General features: G+C 71.7%; 23 protein-coding genes. 18 read left to right on the plus strand and 5 right to left on the minus strand.

What is annotated here, in order from left to right:
• Nucleotides 1-36: 36 nt before the first annotated feature.
• The 5 genes from GPA03_RS01170 to GPA03_RS01190 all read left to right on the plus strand — a co-directional run bounded on the left by GPA03_RS01170 (nucleotide 37) and on the right by GPA03_RS01190 (nucleotide 5,648).
• Nucleotides 37-2,307 (plus strand): ATP-dependent DNA helicase RecG, encoded by a 2,271-nt coding sequence (locus tag GPA03_RS01170; RefSeq protein ID WP_241681018.1) that lies wholly within the window; start codon nucleotides 37-39, stop codon nucleotides 2,305-2,307.
• Nucleotides 2,300-3,001, plus strand: a complete 702-nt coding sequence (locus GPA03_RS01175; RefSeq protein WP_241681019.1) for an ABC transporter ATP-binding protein — start codon at nucleotides 2,300-2,302, stop codon at nucleotides 2,999-3,001. The genes GPA03_RS01170 and GPA03_RS01175 overlap by 8 nt, the downstream gene beginning before the upstream one ends.
• Nucleotides 2,998-4,569: a DUF6297 family protein gene (locus GPA03_RS01180; protein ID WP_156250181.1), complete on the plus strand. Its 1,572-nt coding sequence runs from the start codon at nucleotides 2,998-3,000 to the stop codon at nucleotides 4,567-4,569. Before GPA03_RS01175 ends, GPA03_RS01180 begins: the two co-directional genes overlap by 4 nt.
• Nucleotides 4,566-5,153, plus strand: coding sequence for a 16S rRNA (guanine(966)-N(2))-methyltransferase RsmD (gene rsmD, locus GPA03_RS01185; protein ID WP_156250182.1), 588 nt, complete (start codon nucleotides 4,566-4,568; stop codon nucleotides 5,151-5,153). Before GPA03_RS01180 ends, rsmD begins: the two co-directional genes overlap by 4 nt.
• Nucleotides 5,154-5,222: 69 nt before the next feature.
• Nucleotides 5,223-5,648, plus strand: coding sequence for a hypothetical protein (locus tag GPA03_RS01190; RefSeq protein ID WP_156250183.1), 426 nt, complete (start codon nucleotides 5,223-5,225; stop codon nucleotides 5,646-5,648).
• Nucleotides 5,649-5,661: 13 nt separating this feature from the next.
• Here GPA03_RS01190 and GPA03_RS01195 read toward each other — a convergent pair whose 3' ends face one another.
• On the minus strand, nucleotides 5,662-6,858 hold the full coding sequence (locus tag GPA03_RS01195) for a Gfo/Idh/MocA family protein (RefSeq protein WP_156250184.1): 1,197 nt from the start codon (nucleotides 6,856-6,858) through the stop codon (nucleotides 5,662-5,664).
• The gene (locus GPA03_RS01200; RefSeq protein ID WP_162458216.1) at nucleotides 6,855-7,751 is read right to left on the minus strand and encodes a DUF6807 domain-containing protein; all 897 of its coding nucleotides are present in this window, start codon (nucleotides 7,749-7,751) and stop codon (nucleotides 6,855-6,857) included. The genes GPA03_RS01195 and GPA03_RS01200 overlap by 4 nt, the downstream gene beginning before the upstream one ends.
• Nucleotides 7,752-7,795: 44 nt before the next feature.
• On the opposite strand from GPA03_RS01200, the gene GPA03_RS01205 reads away from it, so the two are divergent.
• Nucleotides 7,796-8,470, plus strand: coding sequence for a ThuA domain-containing protein (locus GPA03_RS01205; RefSeq protein WP_156250186.1), 675 nt, complete (start codon nucleotides 7,796-7,798; stop codon nucleotides 8,468-8,470).
• A 56-nt stretch (nucleotides 8,471-8,526) separates the two neighbouring features.
• Here GPA03_RS01205 and GPA03_RS01210 read toward each other — a convergent pair whose 3' ends face one another.
• Nucleotides 8,527-10,068: a UxaA family hydrolase gene (locus GPA03_RS01210; RefSeq protein ID WP_156250187.1), complete on the minus strand. Its 1,542-nt coding sequence runs from the start codon at nucleotides 10,066-10,068 to the stop codon at nucleotides 8,527-8,529.
• A gap of 119 nt (nucleotides 10,069-10,187) precedes the next feature.
• On the opposite strand from GPA03_RS01210, the gene coaD reads away from it, so the two are divergent.
• The 9 genes from coaD (at nucleotide 10,188) to GPA03_RS01255 (ending at nucleotide 17,278) form a co-directional block, all read left to right on the plus strand.
• Nucleotides 10,188-10,691: a pantetheine-phosphate adenylyltransferase gene (gene coaD, locus GPA03_RS01215; RefSeq protein WP_156250188.1), complete on the plus strand. Its 504-nt coding sequence runs from the start codon at nucleotides 10,188-10,190 to the stop codon at nucleotides 10,689-10,691.
• On the plus strand, nucleotides 10,688-11,266 hold the full coding sequence (locus tag GPA03_RS01220) for a hypothetical protein (protein WP_241681020.1): 579 nt from the start codon (nucleotides 10,688-10,690) through the stop codon (nucleotides 11,264-11,266). Before coaD ends, GPA03_RS01220 begins: the two co-directional genes overlap by 4 nt.
• The gene (locus GPA03_RS01225) at nucleotides 11,263-11,847 is read left to right on the plus strand and encodes a YceD family protein (protein ID WP_156250189.1); all 585 of its coding nucleotides are present in this window, start codon (nucleotides 11,263-11,265) and stop codon (nucleotides 11,845-11,847) included. Before GPA03_RS01220 ends, GPA03_RS01225 begins: the two co-directional genes overlap by 4 nt.
• Nucleotides 11,844-12,554 (plus strand): ribonuclease III, encoded by a 711-nt coding sequence (gene rnc, locus GPA03_RS01230; RefSeq protein WP_156250190.1) that lies wholly within the window; start codon nucleotides 11,844-11,846, stop codon nucleotides 12,552-12,554. The genes GPA03_RS01225 and rnc overlap by 4 nt, the downstream gene beginning before the upstream one ends.
• Nucleotides 12,538-13,473: a bifunctional DNA-formamidopyrimidine glycosylase/DNA-(apurinic or apyrimidinic site) lyase gene (gene mutM / locus GPA03_RS01235; RefSeq protein WP_156250191.1), complete on the plus strand. Its 936-nt coding sequence runs from the start codon at nucleotides 12,538-12,540 to the stop codon at nucleotides 13,471-13,473. The genes rnc and mutM overlap by 17 nt, the downstream gene beginning before the upstream one ends.
• Nucleotides 13,470-14,684, plus strand: coding sequence for a winged helix DNA-binding domain-containing protein (locus GPA03_RS01240; protein ID WP_206673424.1), 1,215 nt, complete (start codon nucleotides 13,470-13,472; stop codon nucleotides 14,682-14,684). Before mutM ends, GPA03_RS01240 begins: the two co-directional genes overlap by 4 nt.
• A gap of 86 nt (nucleotides 14,685-14,770) precedes the next feature.
• Nucleotides 14,771-15,517, plus strand: coding sequence for a hypothetical protein (locus GPA03_RS01245; RefSeq protein ID WP_156250192.1), 747 nt, complete (start codon nucleotides 14,771-14,773; stop codon nucleotides 15,515-15,517).
• Nucleotides 15,514-16,752, plus strand: a complete 1,239-nt coding sequence (locus GPA03_RS01250) for a hypothetical protein (protein ID WP_156250193.1) — start codon at nucleotides 15,514-15,516, stop codon at nucleotides 16,750-16,752. The genes GPA03_RS01245 and GPA03_RS01250 overlap by 4 nt, the downstream gene beginning before the upstream one ends.
• A gap of 43 nt (nucleotides 16,753-16,795) precedes the next feature.
• Nucleotides 16,796-17,278: an LpqN/LpqT family lipoprotein gene (locus GPA03_RS01255; protein ID WP_156250194.1), complete on the plus strand. Its 483-nt coding sequence runs from the start codon at nucleotides 16,796-16,798 to the stop codon at nucleotides 17,276-17,278.
• 95 nt (nucleotides 17,279-17,373) lie between these two features.
• Here the strand turns inward: GPA03_RS01255 and GPA03_RS01260 are convergent, their stop codons facing one another.
• Together GPA03_RS01260 and eda are read right to left on the minus strand one after the other, a co-directional pair.
• Nucleotides 17,374-18,474, minus strand: coding sequence for a sugar kinase (locus GPA03_RS01260; protein ID WP_156250195.1), 1,101 nt, complete (start codon nucleotides 18,472-18,474; stop codon nucleotides 17,374-17,376).
• Between the two features lie 37 nt (nucleotides 18,475-18,511).
• The gene (eda, locus tag GPA03_RS01265) at nucleotides 18,512-19,138 is read right to left on the minus strand and encodes a bifunctional 4-hydroxy-2-oxoglutarate aldolase/2-dehydro-3-deoxy-phosphogluconate aldolase (protein WP_241681021.1); all 627 of its coding nucleotides are present in this window, start codon (nucleotides 19,136-19,138) and stop codon (nucleotides 18,512-18,514) included.
• Nucleotides 19,139-19,283: 145 nt separating this feature from the next.
• Here eda and GPA03_RS01270 point away from each other — a divergent pair, with 145 nt between their 5' ends.
• From GPA03_RS01270 to GPA03_RS01280, 3 genes are read left to right on the plus strand one after another with little or no spacing between them, the layout of a single operon-like run.
• Entirely contained in the window at nucleotides 19,284-20,264 is a 981-nt protein-coding gene (locus tag GPA03_RS01270) for a LacI family DNA-binding transcriptional regulator (RefSeq protein ID WP_156250197.1), read from the plus strand.
• A gap of 57 nt (nucleotides 20,265-20,321) precedes the next feature.
• On the plus strand, nucleotides 20,322-20,951 hold the full coding sequence (locus GPA03_RS01275; protein ID WP_194239499.1) for a response regulator: 630 nt from the start codon (nucleotides 20,322-20,324) through the stop codon (nucleotides 20,949-20,951).
• Nucleotides 20,948-22,306, plus strand: a complete 1,359-nt coding sequence (locus GPA03_RS01280) for a dipeptidase (RefSeq protein ID WP_241681022.1) — start codon at nucleotides 20,948-20,950, stop codon at nucleotides 22,304-22,306. The genes GPA03_RS01275 and GPA03_RS01280 overlap by 4 nt, the downstream gene beginning before the upstream one ends.
• Nucleotides 22,307-22,365 lie beyond the last annotated feature (59 nt).

Below are 22,365 nucleotides of genomic sequence, written 5' to 3' on the forward strand. Positions count from 1 at the left end.
ACCGCGTCGTCGGTGGCCGCGGATACCATCACAGCCGTGGCACGGGTGAGCGGGCACAAGGCGAAGGCTGTCGGTGCGCGCTCGCAGCTCGGCCGCAAGTTCGGTGAGAAGACCGGCGTCGAGCTCGCCAAGCTCGGGCTCGAGACCTTCGAGGACCTGCTGCGGCACTACCCGCGGCGATACGTCGAGAGAGGCGCGTACACACCGCTCAACGCGGGCGCGCCAGGGGAGTCGGTCACCTACATCGCCGAGGTGGTCCAGCTCAGCACCCGGTACGCGCGCAACCGGAGCCTGCAGATCATCTCCGTCACGATCTCCGACGGCACCAGCACCCTCCCGCTGACCTTCTTCGCCCGCCAGGCCTACCTCGCCAGCTACCTCGAGCGACAGCTCAAGGTCGGCACCGTCGCGATGTTCGCCGGCACCCTGAAGGAGGGCCTCAACGGCCAGCGCGAGCTCACCCATCCGGAGGTCGAGCCCCTCGACTCCTGGGACGACGAGGAGACCGCCAGGCGCGAGGCCGCCCGCCCCGTCCCGATCTATGGCGCCACCATCAAGTTCCAGAGCTGGAAGGTGCGCGACGCGGTCCGCACGCTGCTCGACCCGATGACCGAGGCCGATGTGCTCGACCCGGTGCCCGCCACGATCGTGGCCGATCGCGCGCTGGTGTCCGAGTTCCAGGCGCTCCGCGGGATCCACATGCCCGAGGACCTCGCCGATGTCCGGCGCGCCCGCGAACGGCTCCGCTACGACGAGGCGTTCCTGCTGCAGACCGCGCTCGCGCGGCGGCGTGCGGATCTCGCCGCGTTCGAGGCGCGACCCCGCCCCGCGGTCGCCGATGGTCTGGTGGACGCGTTCGACGCCCAGCTCCCGTACACGCTCACCGGCGGCCAGGTTGCCGTCGCCGACGAGATCAGCCGCGACCTCGACGCCGGTACCCCGATGCAGCGGCTGCTGCAGGGCGAGGTCGGGTCGGGCAAGACCGTGGTGGCGCTGCGGGCCATGCTCCAGGTGGTCGACGCCGGCGGGCAGGCCGCCCTGCTCGCCCCCACCGAGGTGCTCGCCCAGCAGCACCTCCGCACCATCACCACGCTCCTCGGCCCCCTCGGCGAGGCCGGGATGCTGGGTGGCGCGACGAACGGCACCCGGGTGACGCTGCTGACCGGTTCCCTCGGTGCCGCCGCACGCAAGAAAGCACTGCTGCAGGCGGCCTCGGGAGAGGCGGGCATCGTCGTCGGCACCCATGCCCTGCTCGGAGACCAGGTCCAGTTCGCCGACCTCGGCCTCGTCGTCGTCGACGAGCAGCACCGCTTCGGCGTCGAGCAGCGCGACGCGCTCCGCGCGAAGGGCCAGGTGATGCCGCACCAGCTCTTCATGACCGCCACCCCGATCCCGCGCTCGGTCGCGATGACGTTCTTCGGTGACGTCGAGGTCTCCACGCTGCGCGAGGTGCCCGCCGGCCGCTCGCCGATCGCCACCCACGTCGTCCACGCGGGCAACGCCCGCTGGATGGAGCGGGTGTGGTCGAAGGTCGCGGAGGAGGTCGACGGCGGGGGCCGGGCCTACGTGGTCGCGCCCCGGATCTCCTCCAGCCAGGAGGAGGAGGGGGCGGAAGTCTTCGATCTCTTCGCCCCCGAGGGCGAGCGCAAGCGCCCGCCCGCCGCCCCCGACCTGGTCGACGGCGGCCCCGGGGAGACCGCGAACGTCGAGGATGCTGCGGCGTGGCTCAGGAGGTTCAGCGGCCTGGACGCCGAGTCGATCGGCATCATGCACGGCCGCCTCGGCACCGAGGAGAAGGATGCGGCGATGGCCGCCTTCGCCTCCGGTGAGGTCCCGGTGCTGGTCAGCACCACGGTGATCGAGGTCGGCGTCGACGTGCCCGAGGCCACGATGATGGTCGTCCTCGACGCTGACCGGTTCGGTCTCTCGCAGCTGCACCAGCTGCGGGGGCGCGTCGGCCGTGGCAGCAAGCCGGGCACCTGCCTCGTGGTCAGCTGGGCCGACGAGGGCTCGGCATCCCACGAGCGGCTGACGATCCTCGCCGACACCCTCGACGGGTTCCGCCTGGCGGAGGCGGATCTCGAGCAGCGGCGCGAAGGTGACATCCTGGGTGCCGCGCAGTCCGGCCGTGCCAGCTCGCTGCGGCTGCTGCGAGTGATCGCGGACGCCGCGATCATCGAACGGGCACGGACCGACGCCCGCGCGCTCATCAGCGAGGACCCCAATCTCGTGCACCACCCTGAGCTGCTGACAGCGATCACCCAGCTCGTCGACCCCGACCATGAGGAGTTCCTGGACCGTGTCTGACAAACGCGACCTGCTCGTTCGCGCCACGGCCCTTCTCGTCGGATACGGCAGCACCCCCGAGTCCGCCGTGTGCCCGCCGATCAAGGTCTCGCTCGGTCGCGGCGAGGCGCTCGCCGTCGTCGGCGCGAACGGCACCGGCAAGTCCACGTTCCTCCGTGCCGCGGCCGGGCTGCTGGAGCCGCTCGGCGGCCACGTCGACGTCCTCGGCGAGCCCGTGGACGAGCGGTCGCTGAGGTTCCGTGCCGAGGTCGCCGTCGTCCTCGACGAGGACTCCTACCTCCCTGCCCTCACCGTGCGCGAGCACCTGCTGCTGACCGCGCGCGGGCACGGGATGACCCAGGTCAGCGATCTCGTGACCGAGGTCGTCGAGGAGTTCGGGCTGGCGCCACGGCAGCAGGCGCTGCCCACCGCGCTGTCCTCGGGGCAGCGGCGGCGGCTGCTGCTCGCCTCGGCGTTCGTGCGGCCGCGGACCCTGATGCTGCTCGACGAGCCCGAGCAGCGCCTCGACGCCGGGATGCGGGACCGCCTCGCCGAACGGCTGGTGGCCGAGCGCACCGGCGGCGGCGGTGTCATCCTCGCGACCCACGACCCGGTGCTGGTGCGCACCGTCGCCACCAAGGCGCTGCTGATCGGCGAGGACCAGGTGCGGGTGGTCAAGCCCGAGCAGGCGGCCGCGGCGATCGAGGCGCTGTGACCAGCCTCGCGGACGCGACGCCGATCACCGGGCGGGAGCTGCGCAAGCTGACCCGGCAGGCCACCGAGGCCCACGGCGGCGGTGCCGTCGGTGAGCTCTTCGAGGAGGTCTACACGTTCGTGTTCAGCCTGCTCGTCGCGGCCGCGATGGCGTTCGGTGCCACCCAGCTGCTCAACACGAAGCTGCGGCCGGCGGACGCCGAGGCGGTGCTCGACCCGGCGTGGCTCGGGATCGCGATCGCGGTCGTCGCGGTCGGGTCCGCCGTCAGCCTCGCCGCGCGGCTCGGCCCGATCGGTCTCGGTGGTGGTGAGGCGGCGTGGCTGCTGCCCACGCCTGCCGACAGGCGCGGCCTGCTGCACCCGCGGCTGCGGATCGTCACGATCGTCTCCGCAGCGGTGGGTGCTGGTATCGGCGTCCTCGCCGCCGCGCTCGCCGGCGCAAGCGGTTCGGGACTGGGACTCGGCGCCGGGGTCGGTGCCACCCTCGGGCTCGCCACCGTGCTCGCGGTGGCGCGCACCCAGGTAGGCCGCTCGGGCAGGGCGGCCCACCCGGCGGTCGCGCTGGGTGAGGGCCTCGTGGTCCTCGCACCGCTGCTGGCGCTCGCCGTGGTGCTGCTGCGCCCGCCGGCACCGTCCGCCCCGCCCTCGGTCGTGGCGCTCGCGCTCGTGGCCGTGCTGCTGGTCACCTCGGTGCTGCTGCTGATCTCGACCGAACGTCACCTCGACGGGATCTCGGGCGCGCAGATCCGGGCGCGCGGTGCTGTCACGGCCTACGCCGCCGGTGCCGTCACCTCGCTCGACACCCGCGAGCTGGGCCGCGCGCTCAGCATCACCTCGCAGCCTGACAGCAGGCGCCGCTCCCGGGGCTTCGGGTGGGTACGCGGCCCGCTCACGGCCCTGGTCTCCGGCGACGCGCTGGTCACGCTGCGCTCGCGGCGCCACGTGATCGCGGTGGTGGTCTGGGGGCTCGTCCCGATCGTCGTCACGCTCGCGGGGTGGGCCAGCTGGACCACGCTGGTCGCCCTGCTGGTCGCCGGCTACGCCACCGCGCTCGCGTGCGCCGAGGGTGCGCGCCGCGCCGAGATGGCGCCCGTGCTCGACCGCGCCTTCCCGGTCGCAGCCGAGCACGTTCGTCGCATCCGGCTGATCTGGCCCGGCTTCGTGCTCGTGATCTGGAGCATGGTCACGGTCGGGGTCTGGGCCGCGCTCACCGGCCTCGACGTGGGCGAGTGGCTGCCGCTGGCGGCCGTCGCCGCCCCTACCTTCGCCGCAGGCGCGATCCGCGGCGCGTACCGCAAGGCGGCCGACTGGTCGAAGCCGCTGGTGGCGAACCCGATGGGGCCGCCGATCCCGCCTGGTCTGTTCGGGATGGTCGCCAAGGGACCCGACATCGTGGTCATCTGCCTGGTGCCGCTGATCCTGGGCGTCGTCGCCGTCGCCTCACCGGTGACGCTGCTGCCGTGGCAGCTGGCCGCGACCCTTCTCGCGATCGCGATCGGCACGCACGTGCCGGACCCGAAGGGTCCGTTCGCCCAGGCGATGGGCAACCAGTCGGGCAACCGATCATGACCAGGATCGTCGGCGGTAGCGCGGGTGGGCGGCGCCTCGCGGTGCCCGCCACCGGGACCCGGCCCACGAGCGAGCGGGTGCGGGAGGCGCTGTTCTCGCGGCTCGACCACCGCGGGGCCCTCGACGGCGCCCGGGTCCTCGACCTGTACGCGGGCTCGGGTGCGCTGGGTCTGGAGGCGCTGTCGCGGGGCGCCGCGAGCGCTGTGCTCGTCGACTCCTCACGCACCGCCGTGGCCGTCTGCACCTCCAACGCCCGCTCGATCGGGTTCGCCGACTCCGTGACCGTGATCTCTCGCAAGGTCGAGCAGCTCCTCGCCGGCCGCGCGCCCACGCGGACATCGACCCTGGTGTTCATCGACCCGCCGTACGACCTGGGCATCGAGAGGGTGCTCCGGCTGCTCACCCGGCCCGGTTGGCTGGCGGAGGGCGCCGTCGTCGTCCTCGAGCAGTCGAGCCGTGCGGGCGAGCCCACCTGGCCCGAGGGTCTGCAGGCCGAGGACAGCAAGGTCTACGGCGAGACCACGCTGTGGTTCGCCACCGCTGTCGCTGCAGCGTCATGCGATGTGAGAAGCGATCAGGAATGAAGAAGCACCTCGCCTGGCGGTGTCCTTAGGCTCGTCGAGTCAACGATCACCGAGCAAGGAGACGGCGAGATGGGTGGATTCAGCAAGGCCGAGCGCGATGCCATGAAGCAGCGCGCCGAGGAGCTGCGGGCGACCAAGGGTGTCAAGGGAGCGGCGAAGCGCGCACGCGAGTTCGAGGCGTGCGTGAGCGCCATCGAGGCACTCACCGGCGTCGACAAGGAGGTCGCCTCGCGGTTCCACGTCGTGGTCGCCGAGGAGGCGCCGGAGCTGGACCCCAAGACCATGTACGGCTTCCCGTCCTACGCGCGGGAGGGCAAGGTCATGATGTTCGTGCAGCCGTCCTCGAAGTTCGACACCCGCTACCCGACCGTGAACTTCGACGACGGCGCCAAGCTCGACGACGGCGTGATGTGGCCGACCTCGTTCGCCGTCCTCGAGTGGACCGACGAGGTCGAGAAGACGCTGCGCGACCTGGTGAAGAAGGCTGTCGGCTGAGACGTGCGGACGCTCAGCGCACCGCCCAGGGGGCACCGAGCTCGCTGAACAGCTTGTGCTCGGCCGCTGCCCGGTCGCACCACGCCTCGACGTCGGCCAGCACCGGGTGGGCATCGGAGCCCTCGCCGACCCAGGTGACGTAGGCGTCGTCGACCTGGACCGGGTCCGGTGCGGTGCGGACGGCCTCGAGCACGCGCATGAAGGCGCCGGTGTCGGCGATCGGAGCGATCAGCGCCACGCTCGGGTCGGCGAGGTGCTCCACGAGGTTGCGCACGATCCCGGTGCGGCCGAGCCGCTGCTCGGTCGTGCCCGACTCGGTGCGCACCCTGAGCACATCCGAGGTGTAGCCGAAGACGATCTCGCCGCGGCTGCCCTGCACCGTGATGATCGGCTCGGACTGCACAGCTGCGCAGAGCGTGAGCCCGAAGGTCGCCGTCGTGCCCGTGGTGGTGCGGACGCGGACGCTGGAGGTGTCGTCGGCCTCGATGTCGTGAGCGTGGAACAGCTCGACCTCGACGCTCTCGACATCCTCGGCACGGACGGCCCCGGCGATCTTGAGCGCGGTCGCGACCGCGTGGGCGAGCGGATTGGTGACGACCCCGTCGACGACCGGGACGCCGTCGAGGGTTCTCATACCGGCCCAGCGGGACCGCTCGTAGTAGGAGACGGCGCGCTGCCAGTGGCCTGCACCACCCACCCCGGTGATCTCACCGATCGCGCCGCTCGCCACCAGCCGGTCGATCTCGGCGAGGGCGTGCGACCCGAAGCTCTGGAAGCCGACCTGGACGACGCGCCCGGTCTCCTCGGAGACCCTGACCATCTCCTCGAGCTCGGCCAGCGTGGCCGCGGTGGGCTTCTCGACCAGCACGTGAGCGCCGGCGCGCATCGCCTGGACAGCGAGCGGCGCGTGCGTGTTGATCGGGGTAGCGAGCACGACGACATCGGGGACACCGGCCGCCAGCAGCTCGTCGAGAACGGCGTAGCACGGTGTGCCCGCGGGGACCTGGTCGGCGCCCTCGGCGCCGCGCGGATCGGCGACGGCGGTGAGCTCGGCCAGCCCCTCGCCCACGAGCTGGGAGATCGCGGCAAGGTGCAGGCGGCCATAGCCGTGGATGCCGATGACGGCGAAGGTCGTGGCCTTTGCGGGGTCCTCGCGACGTTGTGCGGCGGAGCGAAGCGGGGGAGCGGAACGTCGTGGGGTGCTATTCATGACGCGAGGTTCTCCAGGTCGCGGTAGAGAGCATCGGCGGCCGCCGGCTCGAGCTCGGCGTCGACGAGAGCCGCCCACAGGTGCAGGCTGCGGGAGTCGCCCCGAGCGAGCGTGGTCGGCGCGTCCCACGCCACCGCCGGCCCGGCTCCGACGTAACCGCTCACCCGGACGAACCAGGGGAGCATGACGGCCGGGTCGTCGGGCTGACCGAGCAGCAGTGTCACCGGGCCGCTGTCGCGGACCTGCGTGAGCGTGAGCCAGCGGCCGAGCGCGCCCAGGCAGCTCTCCTCGCCGCTCACCACGCCGCCCGGGGTGCTCACGCGCACGGTCCAGGTCGACTCGGGCCCGACGCGCCAGAACAGCCCGCCGTACCCAGCGCCGGTGCGCCCACGCGTGGCGGGCGAGCCGATCACCAGGTCGGTGTGCGGTGCGTGCAGGTCGCTGCGCCACGTGAGCAGGTGGGCGGGCACCTCGTGCTCGACCCGGGCCAGGCGAAGGTGACGGTCCTCGACGACCTGCTCCTCGCCGTCGGGCCCGGTCCACGAGAGCTGTTGCTGCAGCACGGTGCGGCCGGCCTCGCGGGTGACGGTCGGGGCGGGGCCGCGCTGGCGGCCCTGGTTCTCGAGCATCGTGTAGCCCTGGCCGTGCACGTAGGACTTCCCGCCCCAGTACATCACCCCGTTGACATCGACAACGGCGGCGCTCACGCCGTAGTGGTGGCGGTGGTCCTCGGGGTAGATCTCGGTGAGGTCCGCGCCCGCGGGCGTGCGGACCGGATGGAGGTAGGGCCGTGGGGAGAGCTCGGGCGGGAGGTCCTCGCCGTCGTGATAGGTAGCGACGGCGACCTCGGCGTCACGGTCAGCCACGGTCAGGGTCACCGGGTCGTAGTGCACGGCGGCCAGCCTACCGGTAATCGCTTACCGCCTAAGGTGGGGACATGACTGATCTCGACGTCGCCGTCCTCAGCGGCCAGGGGCGGTATGCGGACCCGTGGCACGACTTCATCGGCACCTCCACGAGGATCTCGGAGATCCTTCGTGCGACCGGGCTGACCGTGCAGGTGTGCGGCAGCGACGCCGACGAGCCGGTCCCGGCCCGGCTGCTGATCGTCAACTGCGGCGGTGGTGCGGACGCGATCCCCGGCGAGGCCGAGTCGGTCTCGGTGCGCTGGCGGGACGCGGTGCTCGGGCATGCGCTGGCCGGTGGACCTGTGCTCGCGGTGCACGCCGCCACCAACACCTTCTACGACGACCCCCGCTGGGCCGAGGTGCTCGGCGGGCGCTGGGTCCCGGGCACCTCGATGCACCCGCCGGGCGGCCCGGCCACGGTGCAGGTCACCGGCGGCGATCACCCGATCACCGCGGGGATGCCGGCGGAGATCGACATCGTCGACGAGCGCTACTCCTACCTCGAGACCAGTCCCGCGATCGTGCCGCTGGTGACCCAGGTCCACGACGGCCTCGTCCACCCGATCGTGTGGACGCACACAGGTGAGGCGGACGCGCCGGTGCGCGCCGTCGTCGACACCCTCGGTCACGACGTGCCCGCCTACGGCGACGTGCGCGCCGACCTCCTGCGTCGCGAGGTCAGCTGGCTCTTGGCCGCAGCCTGACCGGCGCGGCCCGTGACGCGGTTGCCACCTGGGCGCTGGAGTTACGCGCCGCCTGGTCAGGTGACGGCGCCCAGCTGCCAGGGGATGAACTCCTCCTGGCCGATGTCCATCTCCTCGCTGACGGTCTGCTCGCCGGAGGCGACGGCGACGATCCGCTCGTAGATCTCGCGCGCGACCTGCTCGAGGGTGGCGGTGCCATCCACGATGCGGCCGGCGTTGATGTCCATGTCCTCGGCCATCCGGTCGTACATCGGGGTGTTGGTCGCGACCTTGATCGACGGCGTGGGCTTGCACCCGAACACCGAGCCACGGCCCGTGGTGAACACGACCACCGTGGAGCCACCCGCGACCAGCCCGGTCACCGAGACAGGGTCGTACCCGGGGGTGTCCATGAACCCGAAGCCCTTGGTGGTGATCGGTTCGGCGTACTCGTAGACGGCTGCCATCTCGGCCGAACCACCCTTGGCGACGGCGCCCAGCGACTTCTCGAGGATCGTCGTCAGGCCGCCGGCCTTGTTCCCCGGTGACGGGTTGTTGTCCATCGTGCCGCCACCGGCCGCGGTGTAGTCCTTCCACCACTCGAGCCGGTCCAGCAGCTTCTGACCCACCTCGGGGGAGACCGCTCGCCGGGTGAGGAGGTGCTCGGCGCCGTAGACCTCGGGCGTCTCGGCGAGCACCGACGTGCCGCCGGCCGCGACAAGCCAGTCACCCGCCAGCCCGAGCGCTGGGTTGGCGGTGATGCCGGAGTAGCCGTCCGAGCCGCCGCAGTTGGTGGCGAGCACCAGCTCGCTCACGTCCTGCGGGGTGCGCCTGGCCTCGTTGACGACCGGCAGCATCTCCCTGATCTTCTCGACGCCGGCTCGCACCGTGGCGCGGACGCCGCCGGTGTCCTGGATCGTCATCGACTCGATGTGCATGCCCTCGGGCAGCCCCAGCCCCTCGACCAGCGAGGTGACCGGCAGCATCTCGCAGCCCAGGCCGAGCACGAGCAGGCCGCCGAAGTTGGGGTGGCGCGCGTAGCCGCGAAGCGTGCGCAGCAGCAGGTCGGCGCCGTCGGATCCCGAGACCAGGCCGCACCCGGAGGTGTGCGCGAGCGCCATCACGCCGTCGACCGATGGGTACTCGTCGAGCGTGCCCATGCCGCGGAACTGGTCCGCGATCAGCTTGGCGGTGCTCGCCGAGCAGTTCACCGAGGTGATCACGCCGATGTAGTTGCGGGTGCCGATGCGGCCATCGCCGCGGTCGTAGCCGAGGAACGTGCGGGGGAGTCCCTCGGGGAAGGTCGGGACCACGCGGGCGGTTCCGAACTCGTGCGCGCGGTCGCTCGTGTCCATGCCGAGGTTGTGACTGTGCACGTGGTCGCCGGCCGCTACCGGCGCGGTGGCGAGCCCGATCGACTGGCCGTACTTGTGGACCTGCTCACCCTCGCGAATCGCGCGGACAGCGAGCTTGTGACCCCGTGGCACGTCGACGGCGACGACGAGCGTGCCGTCGTCGGTGATCAGCTCGGTCCCGGCGACCAGGTCGCTCGTGGTGATCGCGACATCGTCGTCGGGGCGGAGCAGGAGGGCGACGTCGGTGAGTCGCGTGGTGGCCATGGCCTCTTCTTCGGTGGGGTTCGGTAACTGGTTTCCATCGTAGGTGCAAGCGGTTGCGGTTGCGCCGCCTTGCCGTCGCTTGTCATGGCGGCTCGGCTCTCTCGCGATAGGTTGGCGCCATGGCAGGAGTGGCGGTTTGTCCGGGGTCGTTCGACCCGGTGACCCTCGGTCATGTGGACATCGTGCGGCGCGCTCGCACCATGTTCGACGAGGTGGTGGTCGCGGTGGGCGTCAACGCCGCCAAGACCCCCTTGCTCGACGACGAGACCCGGGTCGCGCTGTTCGCCGCCGCCGTCGAGGACATGCCCGGGGTCCGCGTGGTCGCGATGCCCGGCCTGCTCGCCGATCTGTGCCGTGAGGTGGGGGCGACCTCGATCGTCAAGGGCCTGCGCGGCGGTGCGGACTTCGACGCCGAGCACCCGATGGCCTTGATGAACCGCCACCTGAGCGGCGTCGACACGGTCTTTCTGGTCGGCGCGGCGTCGCTGTCGCACATCGCGTCGTCGATGGTCCGTGACGTCGCCAAGCACGGCGGCACGATCGACGACCTCGTGCCTGACGGTGTCGCCGATGCCGTGCACGCCGCCCTCGAGGTGCGCCGCAACAAGGGAGAGAGCCGATGACCGAACCCAGCAGCGGTGAGTCGCTCGTCGCGATCCTCGACGAGCTCAGCGACCTCGTGGCCGGTGCACGTGCCATGCCGATGTCGGCGTCCGCGCTGATCAACCGGGCCGAGGTGCTCGAGCTCGTCGAATCCGCGAAGGCCGTGCTGCCGAGCCAGATCTCGCAGGCCGACACCCTCGTGGCCGACGCCGACGCGGTGCTCGAGCGTGCGCGCCGCGAGGCCGCCAAGATCCTCGAGAAGGCGCATGCGCGCGCTGAGCGGCTCGTCTCCGAAGAGGCCGTCGTGGCCATCGCCAACCAGCGTGCGGAGGAGATCATCGCCGCGGCCCGGGATCGTGGTGAAGAGCTCGCGCGCGAGGCCGACGACTACTGCGACAAGCAGCTGGCCCAGTTCGAGATCGACCTCGGGGCCATCACCAACCAGGTCGCCGCAGGCCGGCAACGGCTCATCGAGCGCGCGCGCAGCCGGGTCGAGAAGGCCAAGCTCGACAACGAGCGCCCCGAGAAGCCGCAGCGTGTCAGCCGCATCGACCGGTTCCGCGACGAGTCCGAGGAGGGCGGAGCAAGCTCATGACCACCAGTCCGTTCGTCATCAACATCCACGACCTCTCCCGCCGCCCCGGGTCGATGCGTGAGCTCGACGTCAGCGTGACCCTGGCCGAGCCACTCGGCTCGGACGTCATCGCGATCGCCGCCGGCGCCTCCCTCGACCTCCAGCTTCGGCTCGAGTCGGTGAGCGAGGGTGTGCTGGTCACCGGCACCGCCACGGGCACCGCCACCGGCGAGTGCGTACGGTGCCTGCGCGAGCTGTCCGAGGAGGTCGACGTCGACATCACCGAGCTCTTCGCCTACGAGGACACCCGGAGCAGGCGTACCGCCGACGAGGGCGAGGACCCGGAGCCGCTGCCCGTTCTCGACGGCGACCTGCTCGACCTCGAGACCACCGTCACCGATGCCGTGGTGACCTCGCTGCCGTTCCAGCCGGTGTGCACGCCCGACTGCGCGGGCCTGTGCTCGGAGTGCGGGGTCCGGCTCGACGACGCCGAGCCCGGCCACAGCCACGAGATCCTCGACCCACGCTGGGCGGCGCTCTCGGAGCTCGCCCGCGGAGGCGACGGGGACGACGCCGAGGGTGAGGGCGAGGAGCCGAGGTGAGCGCCGCAGCACAGGATCTCGCCGAACGGCTCGGGATCGATCTCGATCCCGAGCTGCTGGTCCTGGCCCTGACGCATCGGAGCTTCGCGCACGAGGCGGGCGGCATCCCCACGAACGAGCGCCTGGAGTTCCTGGGGGACGCCGTCGTCGGCCTGGTAGTGACCGAGTACCTCTATCGCGTCCTGCCGGACAGGCCGGAGGGGGATCTCGCCAAGATGCGCGCGGCGTCGGTGTCGCAACGCGCGCTCGCGGAGATCGCGCGCACGCTCGATCTCGGTGCCTACGTGCTCCTCGGCAAGGGTGAGCTGGCCACGGGTGGTCGCGACAAGGACTCGATCCTGTGCGACACGTTCGAGGCCGTCATCGGCGCCGTGTACCTGAGCCACGGGCTGGAGTCGACCCGGCGCGTCGTCGAGGCGCTGATCGGCCCCACGTTGGAGGCGGCCGCGAGCATGGGTGCCGGTCTCGACTGGAAGACGAGCGTGCAGGAGCTGGCCTCCGAGCGCGGGCTCGGCGTTCCCACGTACCTGGTCGAGGGCAGCGGTCCCGATCACGAGCGCTACTTCGAGGCGCGCCTCGTGCTCGACTCGGTGACCTGGGGCGTCGGCGAGGGGACCAGCAAGAAGGTCGCCGAGCAGCAGGCAGCCTCACGCGCCTACGCGGCGCTGATCGAGCACGCGCACCGGGACAGTGCCGGAGCTTCCTGAGGTCGAGACCGTGCGCGCCGGGCTGGCGCTGCACGTGCTCGATCGTGAGATCGCCGAGGTGGCGGTGCGCGGGCCGCTCGGCGCCCGCGTGGTCCGGCGACAGGTCGGCGGCGCGGACGAGCTCGCTGCCCGGCTCGTGGGCCGGCGGTTCACCTCGGCGGTGCGGCGTGGGAAGTTCCTGTGGCTGCCGCTGCACGAGTCCGGCGGGCCGGCCGAGGAGGCGCTGTTCGCGCACCTCGGCATGAGTGGTCAGTTCCTGCTCCCGGACGATCCGAACCCGGAGCATCCGCACCGGCGGGTCCGGATCACGTTCGCCGACGGCGGCGTGCTCGACTTCCACGACCAGCGCACCTTTGGGCATCTCGCCGCCACCGATCTGGTGCCCACGCTCGACGGCGGGCCAGGTGGTGATGCCGGGGGCATCGGCTCCGACGCGGTGCTGCCGGACGTGGCGCAGCACATCGGCCGGGATCTCCTCGACCCGCTGCTGGCGCCCGGCACCACCCTGCGCGCAGCGCTCGCGCGGCGGATCCGCTCCTCCTCCCGCGGCATCAAGCGGGCGATCCTCGACCAGGAGCTGGTCTCCGGTATCGGGAACATCTACGCCGACGAGGCGCTCTGGCACGCTCGCCTGCACTACGACCGGCCCGGCACGAAGCTGCCGGCTGCCCGGGTGCGGCTGCTCCTCGACGCAGCGACCGAGGTGATGCGGTCCGCGCTCAAGGCGGGCGGCACCAGCTTCGACTCGCTGTACGTCAACGTCAACGGCGCCAGCGGCTACTTCGACCGCTCGCTGCACGTGTACGGCCGCGAGGGCCAGCCCTGCGACCGGTGCGGTGCGCCGATCCGCCGCGAGGAGTTCGCGAACCGGTCCTCCTTCCGCTGCCCACGCTGCCAGCGGCGCCCAGCAGGTCGATGACCGCGCGGAGGCAGCCGATGCCGGTGCGCCGCGTCGACGACGACGAGCGCCGGTCTCGGCTCGCGGTCCGCCAAGGGCTGGCGGTCGAGAGCCGGTTTGGGGACGAGGTCGCGGCCACGCGTGGGATGACCGTGCTGCACGCCACCGAGCCGGCGAGCGTGCACCTGGCCCTGTGGGCTCGCGTCGCTGGACTGTCGTTCGGAGCGGTCGAGGAGGCCTTGTACGGCTCCCGCACGCTCGTCAAGCAGACCGCGATGCGGCAGACCTTGTTCGTGTTCCCGCTCGACCTGCTGCCTGCTGCGTGGGGGAGCGCGAGCGCACGCGTGGCCCGCACGCTGGGGCCGCGCCTCGCCACGGACCTGGTCGCCTCGGGCGTCACGCACGACGGCGCGAGCTGGCTCGAGAGGGTGGGGGACGCCGTCGTCGAGCTGCTCGAGACTCGAGAGGTGAGCGGAGCCGAGCTCCGCGAGCTGGTGCCGGAGGTCGACGTCAAGGTCGATCGGGGTGCGGGGAAGTGGGCGGCCGCCACGCCTGTCGCGCCGCAGCTGCTGTGGCTGCTGAACGCGCAGGGGCGGGTGCTGCGCGCCAGCAACGGTGGGCACTGGCGGCTCTCGAAGCCGCGCTGGCGCGCCACCTCGGCGTGGTTGCCGACCGTGCCCGAGCCGCAGTCGGAGCGCGAGGGGTATGCCGAGCTGGTGCGGCGCTGGTTGCGGACCTTCGGTCCGGGCACCGAGGCCGACCTGCGGTGGTGGCTGGGCGGGACCCTCACGGCGGTGCGCGCAGCGTTGCTCGACGTCGAGGCCGTGCCGGTCAGCATGGACGGCACCGATCGGCCCGGGTGGCTGCTGCCCGAGGATGTCGAGCCGGTGGCGAGACCAGCGGAGTGGGTCGCGCTGCTCCCGACGCTCGACCCCACCGTGATGGGCTGGCACGGGCGCGACTTCTACCTCGGCCCGCACCGGGCGATGACGTTCGACTCGGCGGGCAACGCCGGGACGACCGCCTGGTGGGACGGTCGGATCGTCGGGACCTGGGTGCAGGACCAGACTGGTGCGGTGCGGGTCCACCTGCTCGAGGAGGTGCCCGCGCGGGTGCGGCAGGCCCTCGACTCGCACGCAGAGCAGCTGACCGCGTGGCTCGACGGGGTGATCGTGAACGGCGTCTACGCCTCGGCCGCGATGCAGGAGGCCAGGGCGGCTCACGAGGGCTGACCGATGGGGACCTCTGCCCTGCCGCGGCTGCTCCGCAGGCCCTAGGCTGGCACGAGTTCGTAGCTGGGGATGTAGCGGGGAGATCGATGACTGGCGAGAAGTACGCGGTAGACAACGAGAGTGCTGGCAAGGTCGCCACGGACACCGAGACCGCGATAGGCGACGTCGACGCCGTCGTGACGGCCATCACCGATCCGCTCTCGGATGCCGAGGGTGCGTTGCCGCCGGAGTTCCACAACGCCCTGGCGAGGCTGAAGACGCTGCGCGAGAACCATGAGCGCGACGTCAAGAGGGTCAAGACCTACGCGACCAGCTGCGTCAGCGCCGTGCGGGCGGCACTGGCCGTCTACGAGAACAGCAGCGCCGACATGGTCGCCGAGCAGAAGGCCACCGAGGCGAAGGTGTTCTTCGAGCACGGGACCGCGTTCACCAACAGCGAGACCGCGCTGAACGACTGGGCCAACGGCACGGACACCACCGGCGCCGGCAACAACCGGGGCCTGGCGGGTGTCAACGAGAACATGCCGAGCAGGACCGAGGGCACCACCCGCGACCACACCTACGAGCGCACCAGCACCAACGGTGGTCAGACGGTCGCGACCGAGACGTCGCACTCCAGCACCGGCAAGGGCTTCTCGAGCAGCGAGACCACCCACCGAGCCTCCAGCACGCACAACGGGGTCACCGACACCACCACCTACTACAACAACACGTCGACGCGGGGTAACGAGCAGACGCAGTCGACCAGTCAGACCTACGCGGTCAGCAGCGGCGGCCAGGAGCAGTCCCGGTACACGACGAGCAGCTCGACCCGCACCCCGGTGGCACGATGACGTACGCGATGATCCAGGTCACCGACGTCCCCCAGGTCAAGGGCAACCCCGAGACCGTGCAGACAGCGGGCAGCGATCTGAAGACCTCCGCCTCCGACGCCACGGATGCCGCGACGGCCATCACCGGAGCATGGGCGGGTCTGACCGAGGCCAACTACCACGCGCCCGAGGCGCCGGCGGTGTACCAGTCGATCCCCAAGATCACCTCACCGATGGAGACCGTCGGGTCCAACATGACAGCGATGGGCCAGGCCCTCGTGGATGCGGGCACGACGCTGGGCACCCTCAAGACCACGTCGACCACGCTCGAGACCGACGTCAGGGACTTCGTGCGGCGCGCCAATGACATGGACGCGTTCGCCAAGGCGGGCGGCTCGATCGACGGCGAGGTGTGGAGCACCTGGCGCGACGCCCCCGGGCTCCAGGCCGAGAACGATCGGTTGTGGACGCGGGCCACCACCCTGCAGACCGACATCGACACGGCCGGTGACGATCTCTACACCGCCATCGCCTCGATCATCGCGCCGAACCCGGTGCTGCCGGAGGCCACGTTCGAGGCAGGCGTCCCGTCCGGGAACCGGGCGTCCGCCGAAGGTCCGGGTGCGAGCGCCAGCACCTGGAACGGCACCGGCTACCGGGATGGCAACTGGTACGCGGGCGCAGGCGCTGAGGCCGATGCTCATCTGTTCGACCTCAACGCTCAGGGCTCGGCCAACACGCACTTCGGAACCTTCGGCGGCGAAGCCAGTCTCTACGGCGGCGCGAAGGCCGATGCCTCGGCCAACGCCTCGATCGGTCTCGACGGCGTCCACGCGAGAGCGGAGGCGAACGCCTTCGCCGGCGTGGAGGGGTCGGCCAAGGGCACCTGGAACGCCGGTCCCGTCTCGGCCGAGGTCGGTGTGCGAGGCATGGCGGGCGCTGAGGCCAACGCGAGCGCCGGCGTCGACGTCGGTCTCGATGGTGTCTCGGCCAACGCCGGCGTCACCGCCTTCGCGGGTGCGAAGGCTGAGGCAGACGCCGCCGTGGGGGTCTCCGGCGCCAAGGCCAACGTCGGCGCGGACGTCCGCGCCGGCATCGGTGTGGACGCCAAGGCCGACATCGCGGTCACAGCCGACGAGGTCAAGGTCTCGCTCGACTTCGGGGTTGCGCTCGGTGTCGGCGCCGGTGTCAAGTTGGATCTCGAGATCAAACCGAAGAAGATCGTCGACGACGTCAAGAGCTTCTTCGGGTTCTAGCCCGGCAGCTTTCCTGCACCTCGCCACACTCTGAAGGAGAAGAATGTCCGACTCTGTCACCTACCCGAGCGCCGAGTTCCCGGCACCTGTCGGGGTCTCGCTGCCACGCCCGGAGGGGTGGGAGGTTCTCACGGTTGCCGAGGCGCTCGTCGCCATCGGCAAGTCGCTCGAGGGCGCGCAGGAGTTCCAGCCGAACGTCGTCATCACGAGCCGTCGCGCGATCGGCGCCACGCTCGAGGAGACCGCTCAGGCCACCGTCGAGGCGCTGCAGAGCGCGCCCGACTGGGAGGAGACCGGGCAGGAGTACCGCGACGCGTTCGGCGGCGCCCACCGCTCGTTCCGCATCGAGGGCGCCTTCACCCACCCGCAGGTGGGCACGCTCTACCAGGCAGCGCTCATCACCGTGATCCAGCGCGGTGCCTACACCGATGTCATCCAGGGCGTGGGCAGCTGCACCGCGAGCCAGGCCTTCGATCGGCTCCCCGAGATCCGTGAGTCCCTGCAGGGAGCCACGATCACCGAGTAGGCCCCAGGGGTACCACCGCTGCTCCGACGTCACAACGATCGCACCGCACCTCGTCACCCGATCGGGTGGCGAGGTGCGGTACGTCGCTCGTGGGCTCAGCGGTCGACGCGCGCCGACCCGCCGCCGGCGAGCTTGAGGACCTCGGCCTTGGTCACCATCGTGGTGTCACCGGGGGTGGTCATCGCCAGCGCGCCGTGGGCGGCGCCGTACTCGACGGCGGTCTGCAGCGACTCACCGGTCATCAGCCCGTAGATGAGGCCGGAGGCGAAGGAGTCGCCGCCGCCGACGCGGTCGAGGATCTCCAGGTGCGGCCGGTGGGTCGCCTCGGCGAAGCCCTCGTCCTTCGACCAGGCGATCGCGCCCCAGTCGTTGTCGGAGGCGCTGTGCACGGTCCGCAGGGTGTTCCCGATGACCTCGAAGTTCGGGTACGCGGCGCTCGCAGTCGCGATCATCGACTGGAACTTCGTGACGTCGAGCGCCGAGAGGTTGTCGTCGACACCCTCGACCTCGAACCCCAGCGAGGCCGTGAAGTCCTCCTCGTTGCCGATCATCACGTCGATGTGCGGTGCGATCGCCTTGTTGACCTCCTGCGCCTTCGCCTCGCCGCCGATCGACTTCCACAGGCTCGGGCGGTAGTTGAGGTCGTAGGAGACCACGGTGCCGTGCTTCTTGGCGGCCGTGACAGCCTCGACCACGACCTCCGCGGTCGACTCCGAGAGTGCCGCGAAGATGCCGCCGGTGTGCAGCCAGCGCGCGCCGAGCTGCCCGAACAGGTGGTCCCAGTCGACGTCTCCCGGCTTGATCTGCGAGATCGCGGTGTTGCCACGGTCGGAGACACCGACCGCGCCACGGACGCCGAAGCCGCGCTCGGTGAAGTTGAGGCCGTTGCGCACGGTGCGGCCGATGCCGTCGTAGGCCACCCAGTTGATGTGATCGGCGCTCACGCCGCCCTGCAGGATGAAGTCCTCGACCAGACGGCCCACCTCGTTGTCCGCGAGCGCGGTCACGACGGCGGCGCGCAGCCCGAACGCACGGCGCAGGCCACGGGCGACGTTGTACTCGCCGCCGCCCTCCCACGCACGGAAGCTGCGGCTGGTGCGGATCCGACCCTCACCGGGGTCGAGTCGGAGCATCACCTCGCCGAGGGAGACGATGTCGTAGCGGCACTCCTGCGCCGGGCGGATGGACAGGCTCATCGGTGAACTCTCTTCCTTCGTTCTCAGGTGTGTGGGCTCAGGCGCTGGCGAGGGCGACGGCGTCGGCGGTCAGCGAGGTGACCGTGGCGAAGTCGCCGGCGGCGATGTCGGCGCGGGGGACCATCCAGGAGCCGCCCACGGCGAGCACGGCCTCGATGCTCAGGTAGTCGTTGAGGTTGGCCGGCCCGATGCCGCCGGTGGGCACGAACCGCAGACCGCCGAACGGAGCGGAGAGCGCCTTGATCGCTGCGGCACCACCCGAGGTGGCAGCGGGGAAGAACTTGACGGCCTGCAGGCCCTCGGCGAGCGCCGCCTGCACCTCGGTCGCCGTCACGGCGCCGGGCAGGGCGAGCACGCCACGCTCGGCGCAACGGCGCACCACCGGCACCGAGAGCCCGGGGGAGACGATGTAGGAGGCCCCGGCGTCGACGGCCGCGTCGACCTGCTCGGGGGTGAGCACGGTGCCGGCGCCCACGAGCATGTCGGGGTTCGCGGACATCGCCCTGATCGACTCGACGGCGGCGGCCGTGCGGAAGGTGACCTCCGCGACCGGGAGCCCGCCGGCGGTGAGGGCCTCGGCGAGCGGTGCGGCCGAGCTGGCGTCGTCGAGCACGACGACGGGGACGAGCCGGGCGGCTCCGATGCGGTCCAAGATCTCGGTCACGCTGGGTCCTTTCAGATCAGCCGCACGCGCCGACGCGTCCGGTCTACAAACGCTTGCAAGTTGAAGACCTGGCAACGCTAGCAGGCCTAGAATCCAGGTACAACAGGGGTTGAAAGCGTTTGCAGCCAGCCCTACGATCACGGCCATGACCAACGAGGCGAGACTCGCCGACGTCGCCGCGGCCGCGCAGGTCTCGGTCGCGACCGCCTCGCGTGCGCTCGCGGGGTCGACGGTCGTCGCGGCGGCCACCAGGGACCGGGTTCGCCGCGCCGCCGCGCGCCTCGGCTACGAGCCGAACCTCGCGGCCCGGCAGCTCGTCACCGGTCAGGGGCAGTCGATCGCTCTGGTGCTCCCGGATCTCGCGAACCCGTTCTATGCCGGTGTCGCCAAGGGGGTGCAGCGTCGTGTCCGTGCGGAGGGCCTGACCGCTGTGGTTGCCGACACCGATGAGGACGCGGAGGTCGAGGCCGCCGTCATCGCCCAGGTCGGGCCGGTCGCCGCCCGCCTCGTGCTCGCCTCACCCCGGATGCCCGATGACGCCGTGCGCGCGGTCGCGCAGCGCGCTCGCGTCGTGCTGGTCAACCGCGAGGTGGAGGGTCTCGCCGCCGTGACCGGTGACAACGCCGACGGCGTGCGGCAGGCGCTCGTGCACCTGCACGCCCTGGGGCACCGTCGAGTCGGATACGCGGGCGGCCCGGCGACCTCGTGGTCGGACGCCGCTCGCCGCCGTGGCCTCGTGGCCGCGCGGGAACGAGTCGAGATCGAGGTCGTCGACCTGGGGGCGTTCAGGCCCGGCTCTGCCGGTGGCCTGGCCGCCGCCGACCTCGCGCTGGCCGCCGAGGTCACCGCGGTGCTGGCGTTCAACGACCAGCTCGCCCTGGGGATCCTGGGCCGGCTCGCCGACCGCGGGGTGGCGGTGCCCGGCCGGCTGAGCGTGGTCGGGTTCGACGACATCCCGGTCGCGCGGCTGCTGGCGCCACCGCTGACATCGGTCACGGTGCCCGCCGACGAGCTGGGGCGCACCGCCGTCGAGCTCCTTCTCGGGCCGGACCGGCCCGAGCCCGGGCTGCGCACCCTTCCGGTCGAGCTCGCGGTGCGGCGCTCCACGGCAGAACCGGCAGGCTGACCCTGCTGGGGCGGGATGGCCGATAGGCTCCGGTTCGTGCCTGCGGATATCACGGTGATGGTGGTGGACGACCACGAGGTCGTGCGTCGTGGCGTCGCCGAGGTCATCGACCGGACCGAGGGGCTGTCGGTCGTCGGCGAGGCCGCCACCGTGGCCGAGGCGCTGCGCCGGCTCCCGCTCGTCGCCCCCCAGGTGCTGCTCGTCGATCTGCAGCTTCCCGACGGCACCGGTCTCGACGTCATCGCCGCCGCCAACAAGCTGACGGACTGCCGGTCGGTGGTGCTGACCTCGTTCGAGGACCCGGACGCGCTGCGCGCGGCCGGCGCCGCCGGTGCGCGCGCGTTCCTGCTCAAGACCGTCCGCGGCGACGACATCGCCGAGGCCGTGCGCGCCGTCGCGGCCGGGCGCAGCCTGATGACCCGCGCGAGCATCGGGCAGAGCGAGCACGACCCCACCGAGAAGCTCACCCCGAGCGAACGGCGTGTGCTCGAGCTGATCGGCGACGGGTTGTCCAACCGCGAGATCGGCGAGACGCTCGGCGTCGCCGAGAAGACGGTGAAGAACCATGTCACCGGGTTGCTCGCGAAGATGAGCTTGCAGCGCCGCACCCAGGCCGCAGCCTGGGTGGCGGGTCACCGTGGTGGCGGGTGGCGGCCCCGCAGCGAGACCGGCAAGGAGCACCTGTGACCGTCGCACCCGACATCGAGCCGCTGCGCGCTGCGGTGGCCGCCCTGATGCCCCGCGCGCGCACCGAGCTCGCCACCCTCGTGGCGTTCCGCTCGGTGGCCGACCCCGAGGTCGAGGATCCCGAGGAGTGCCGCCACGCCGCCGCCTGGGTACGTGATGCGTTCGCGGCCGAGGGCCTGGACGCCCGCCTGGCCACGACCCCGGACGGGACCGACGCCGTCTTCGCGACCTACGAGGGTCCCGAGGGTGCGCCACGCGTCCTCCTGTACGCCCACTACGACGTGCAGCCGGCGCCGGCCGAGCAGTGGAGCACGCCGCCGTTCGAGCTCACGGAGCGTGACGGGCGCTGGTACGGCCGTGGCTCCGCCGACTGCAAGGGCGCGGTCATCGCTCACCTCACCGCGTTGCGGGCGTTGCGCGGCGACGGCGAGGGGTACCCCGTCTCGCTCACGGTCGTCGTCGAGGGGTCCGAGGAGCAGGGGACCGGCGGGCTCGAGCGCTACGTCGAGCAGCACCCCGAGGAGGTCGCTGCCGACGTCGTGATCATCGGTGACGTGGGGAACGTCGCGGTGGGCGTGCCGACCCTCACGGTCGCGCTGCGCGGCATGGTGATGGTGACCGTGCGCGTGGACGCCCTCGACGGCAACCGCCACTCGGGCGCGTTCGGGGGCGCGGCACCGGACGCGCTCGCGGCCCTCGTCGTCATCCTCGCCTCGCTACGGAACGCGGACGGCGACACCACGATCGCCGGTCTCGATGCCTCAGGCACCTGGCCGGGCACGCCCTACCCGGCCGAGCAGTTCGCCCAGGATGCCGGCGTGGTCGAGGGTGCGCAGCTGGTCGGGTCCGGGTCGGTCGCCGACCAGATCTGGGCACGACCGGCCGTCACGGTCGTCGGGATCGACGCCCCTGGCGTGATCGGCGCGCTGCCCGCGATCCAGGGCAGCGCCGCAGCGACGGTCAGCCTGCGTGTGCCGCCGGGCGTCGATGCGGCCGACGCCGAGGCCGCGCTCGTCGCGCACCTCAAGGCTGCGGCCCCCTGGGGCGTGCACGTCGGCGTCGAGCGCCAGGGCATCGGCCAGCCGTTCGCTGCCCGGCAGGACACCCGAGGGTTCGAGGTGCTGAGCGAGGCGATGGCCGACGCCTTCGGTGCCCCGACCCAGACCGCCGGTCAGGGCGGCTCGATCCCGCTGACGGCATCGATCGCCGCCGCGCAGCCCGACGCCTCGATCGTGATGATCGGCCTCGCCGAGCCGCAGAGCCGGATGCACGCCTCCGACGAGAGCGTCGACCCGGGCGAGCTCGAGCGCATGGCCCTGGCCGAGGCCCTCTTCCTCTCCCGCTACCGCCCCTGAGTCGTCGGTTCCTTGCCGCCGAGTTCGTTCCGTACCTTCGAACTCGCTTGGTACGCCCG

Source organism: Pseudactinotalea terrae, from assembly GCF_009733845.1.
GTDB classification, from domain to species: domain Bacteria; phylum Actinomycetota; class Actinomycetes; order Actinomycetales; family Beutenbergiaceae; genus Pseudactinotalea; species Pseudactinotalea terrae.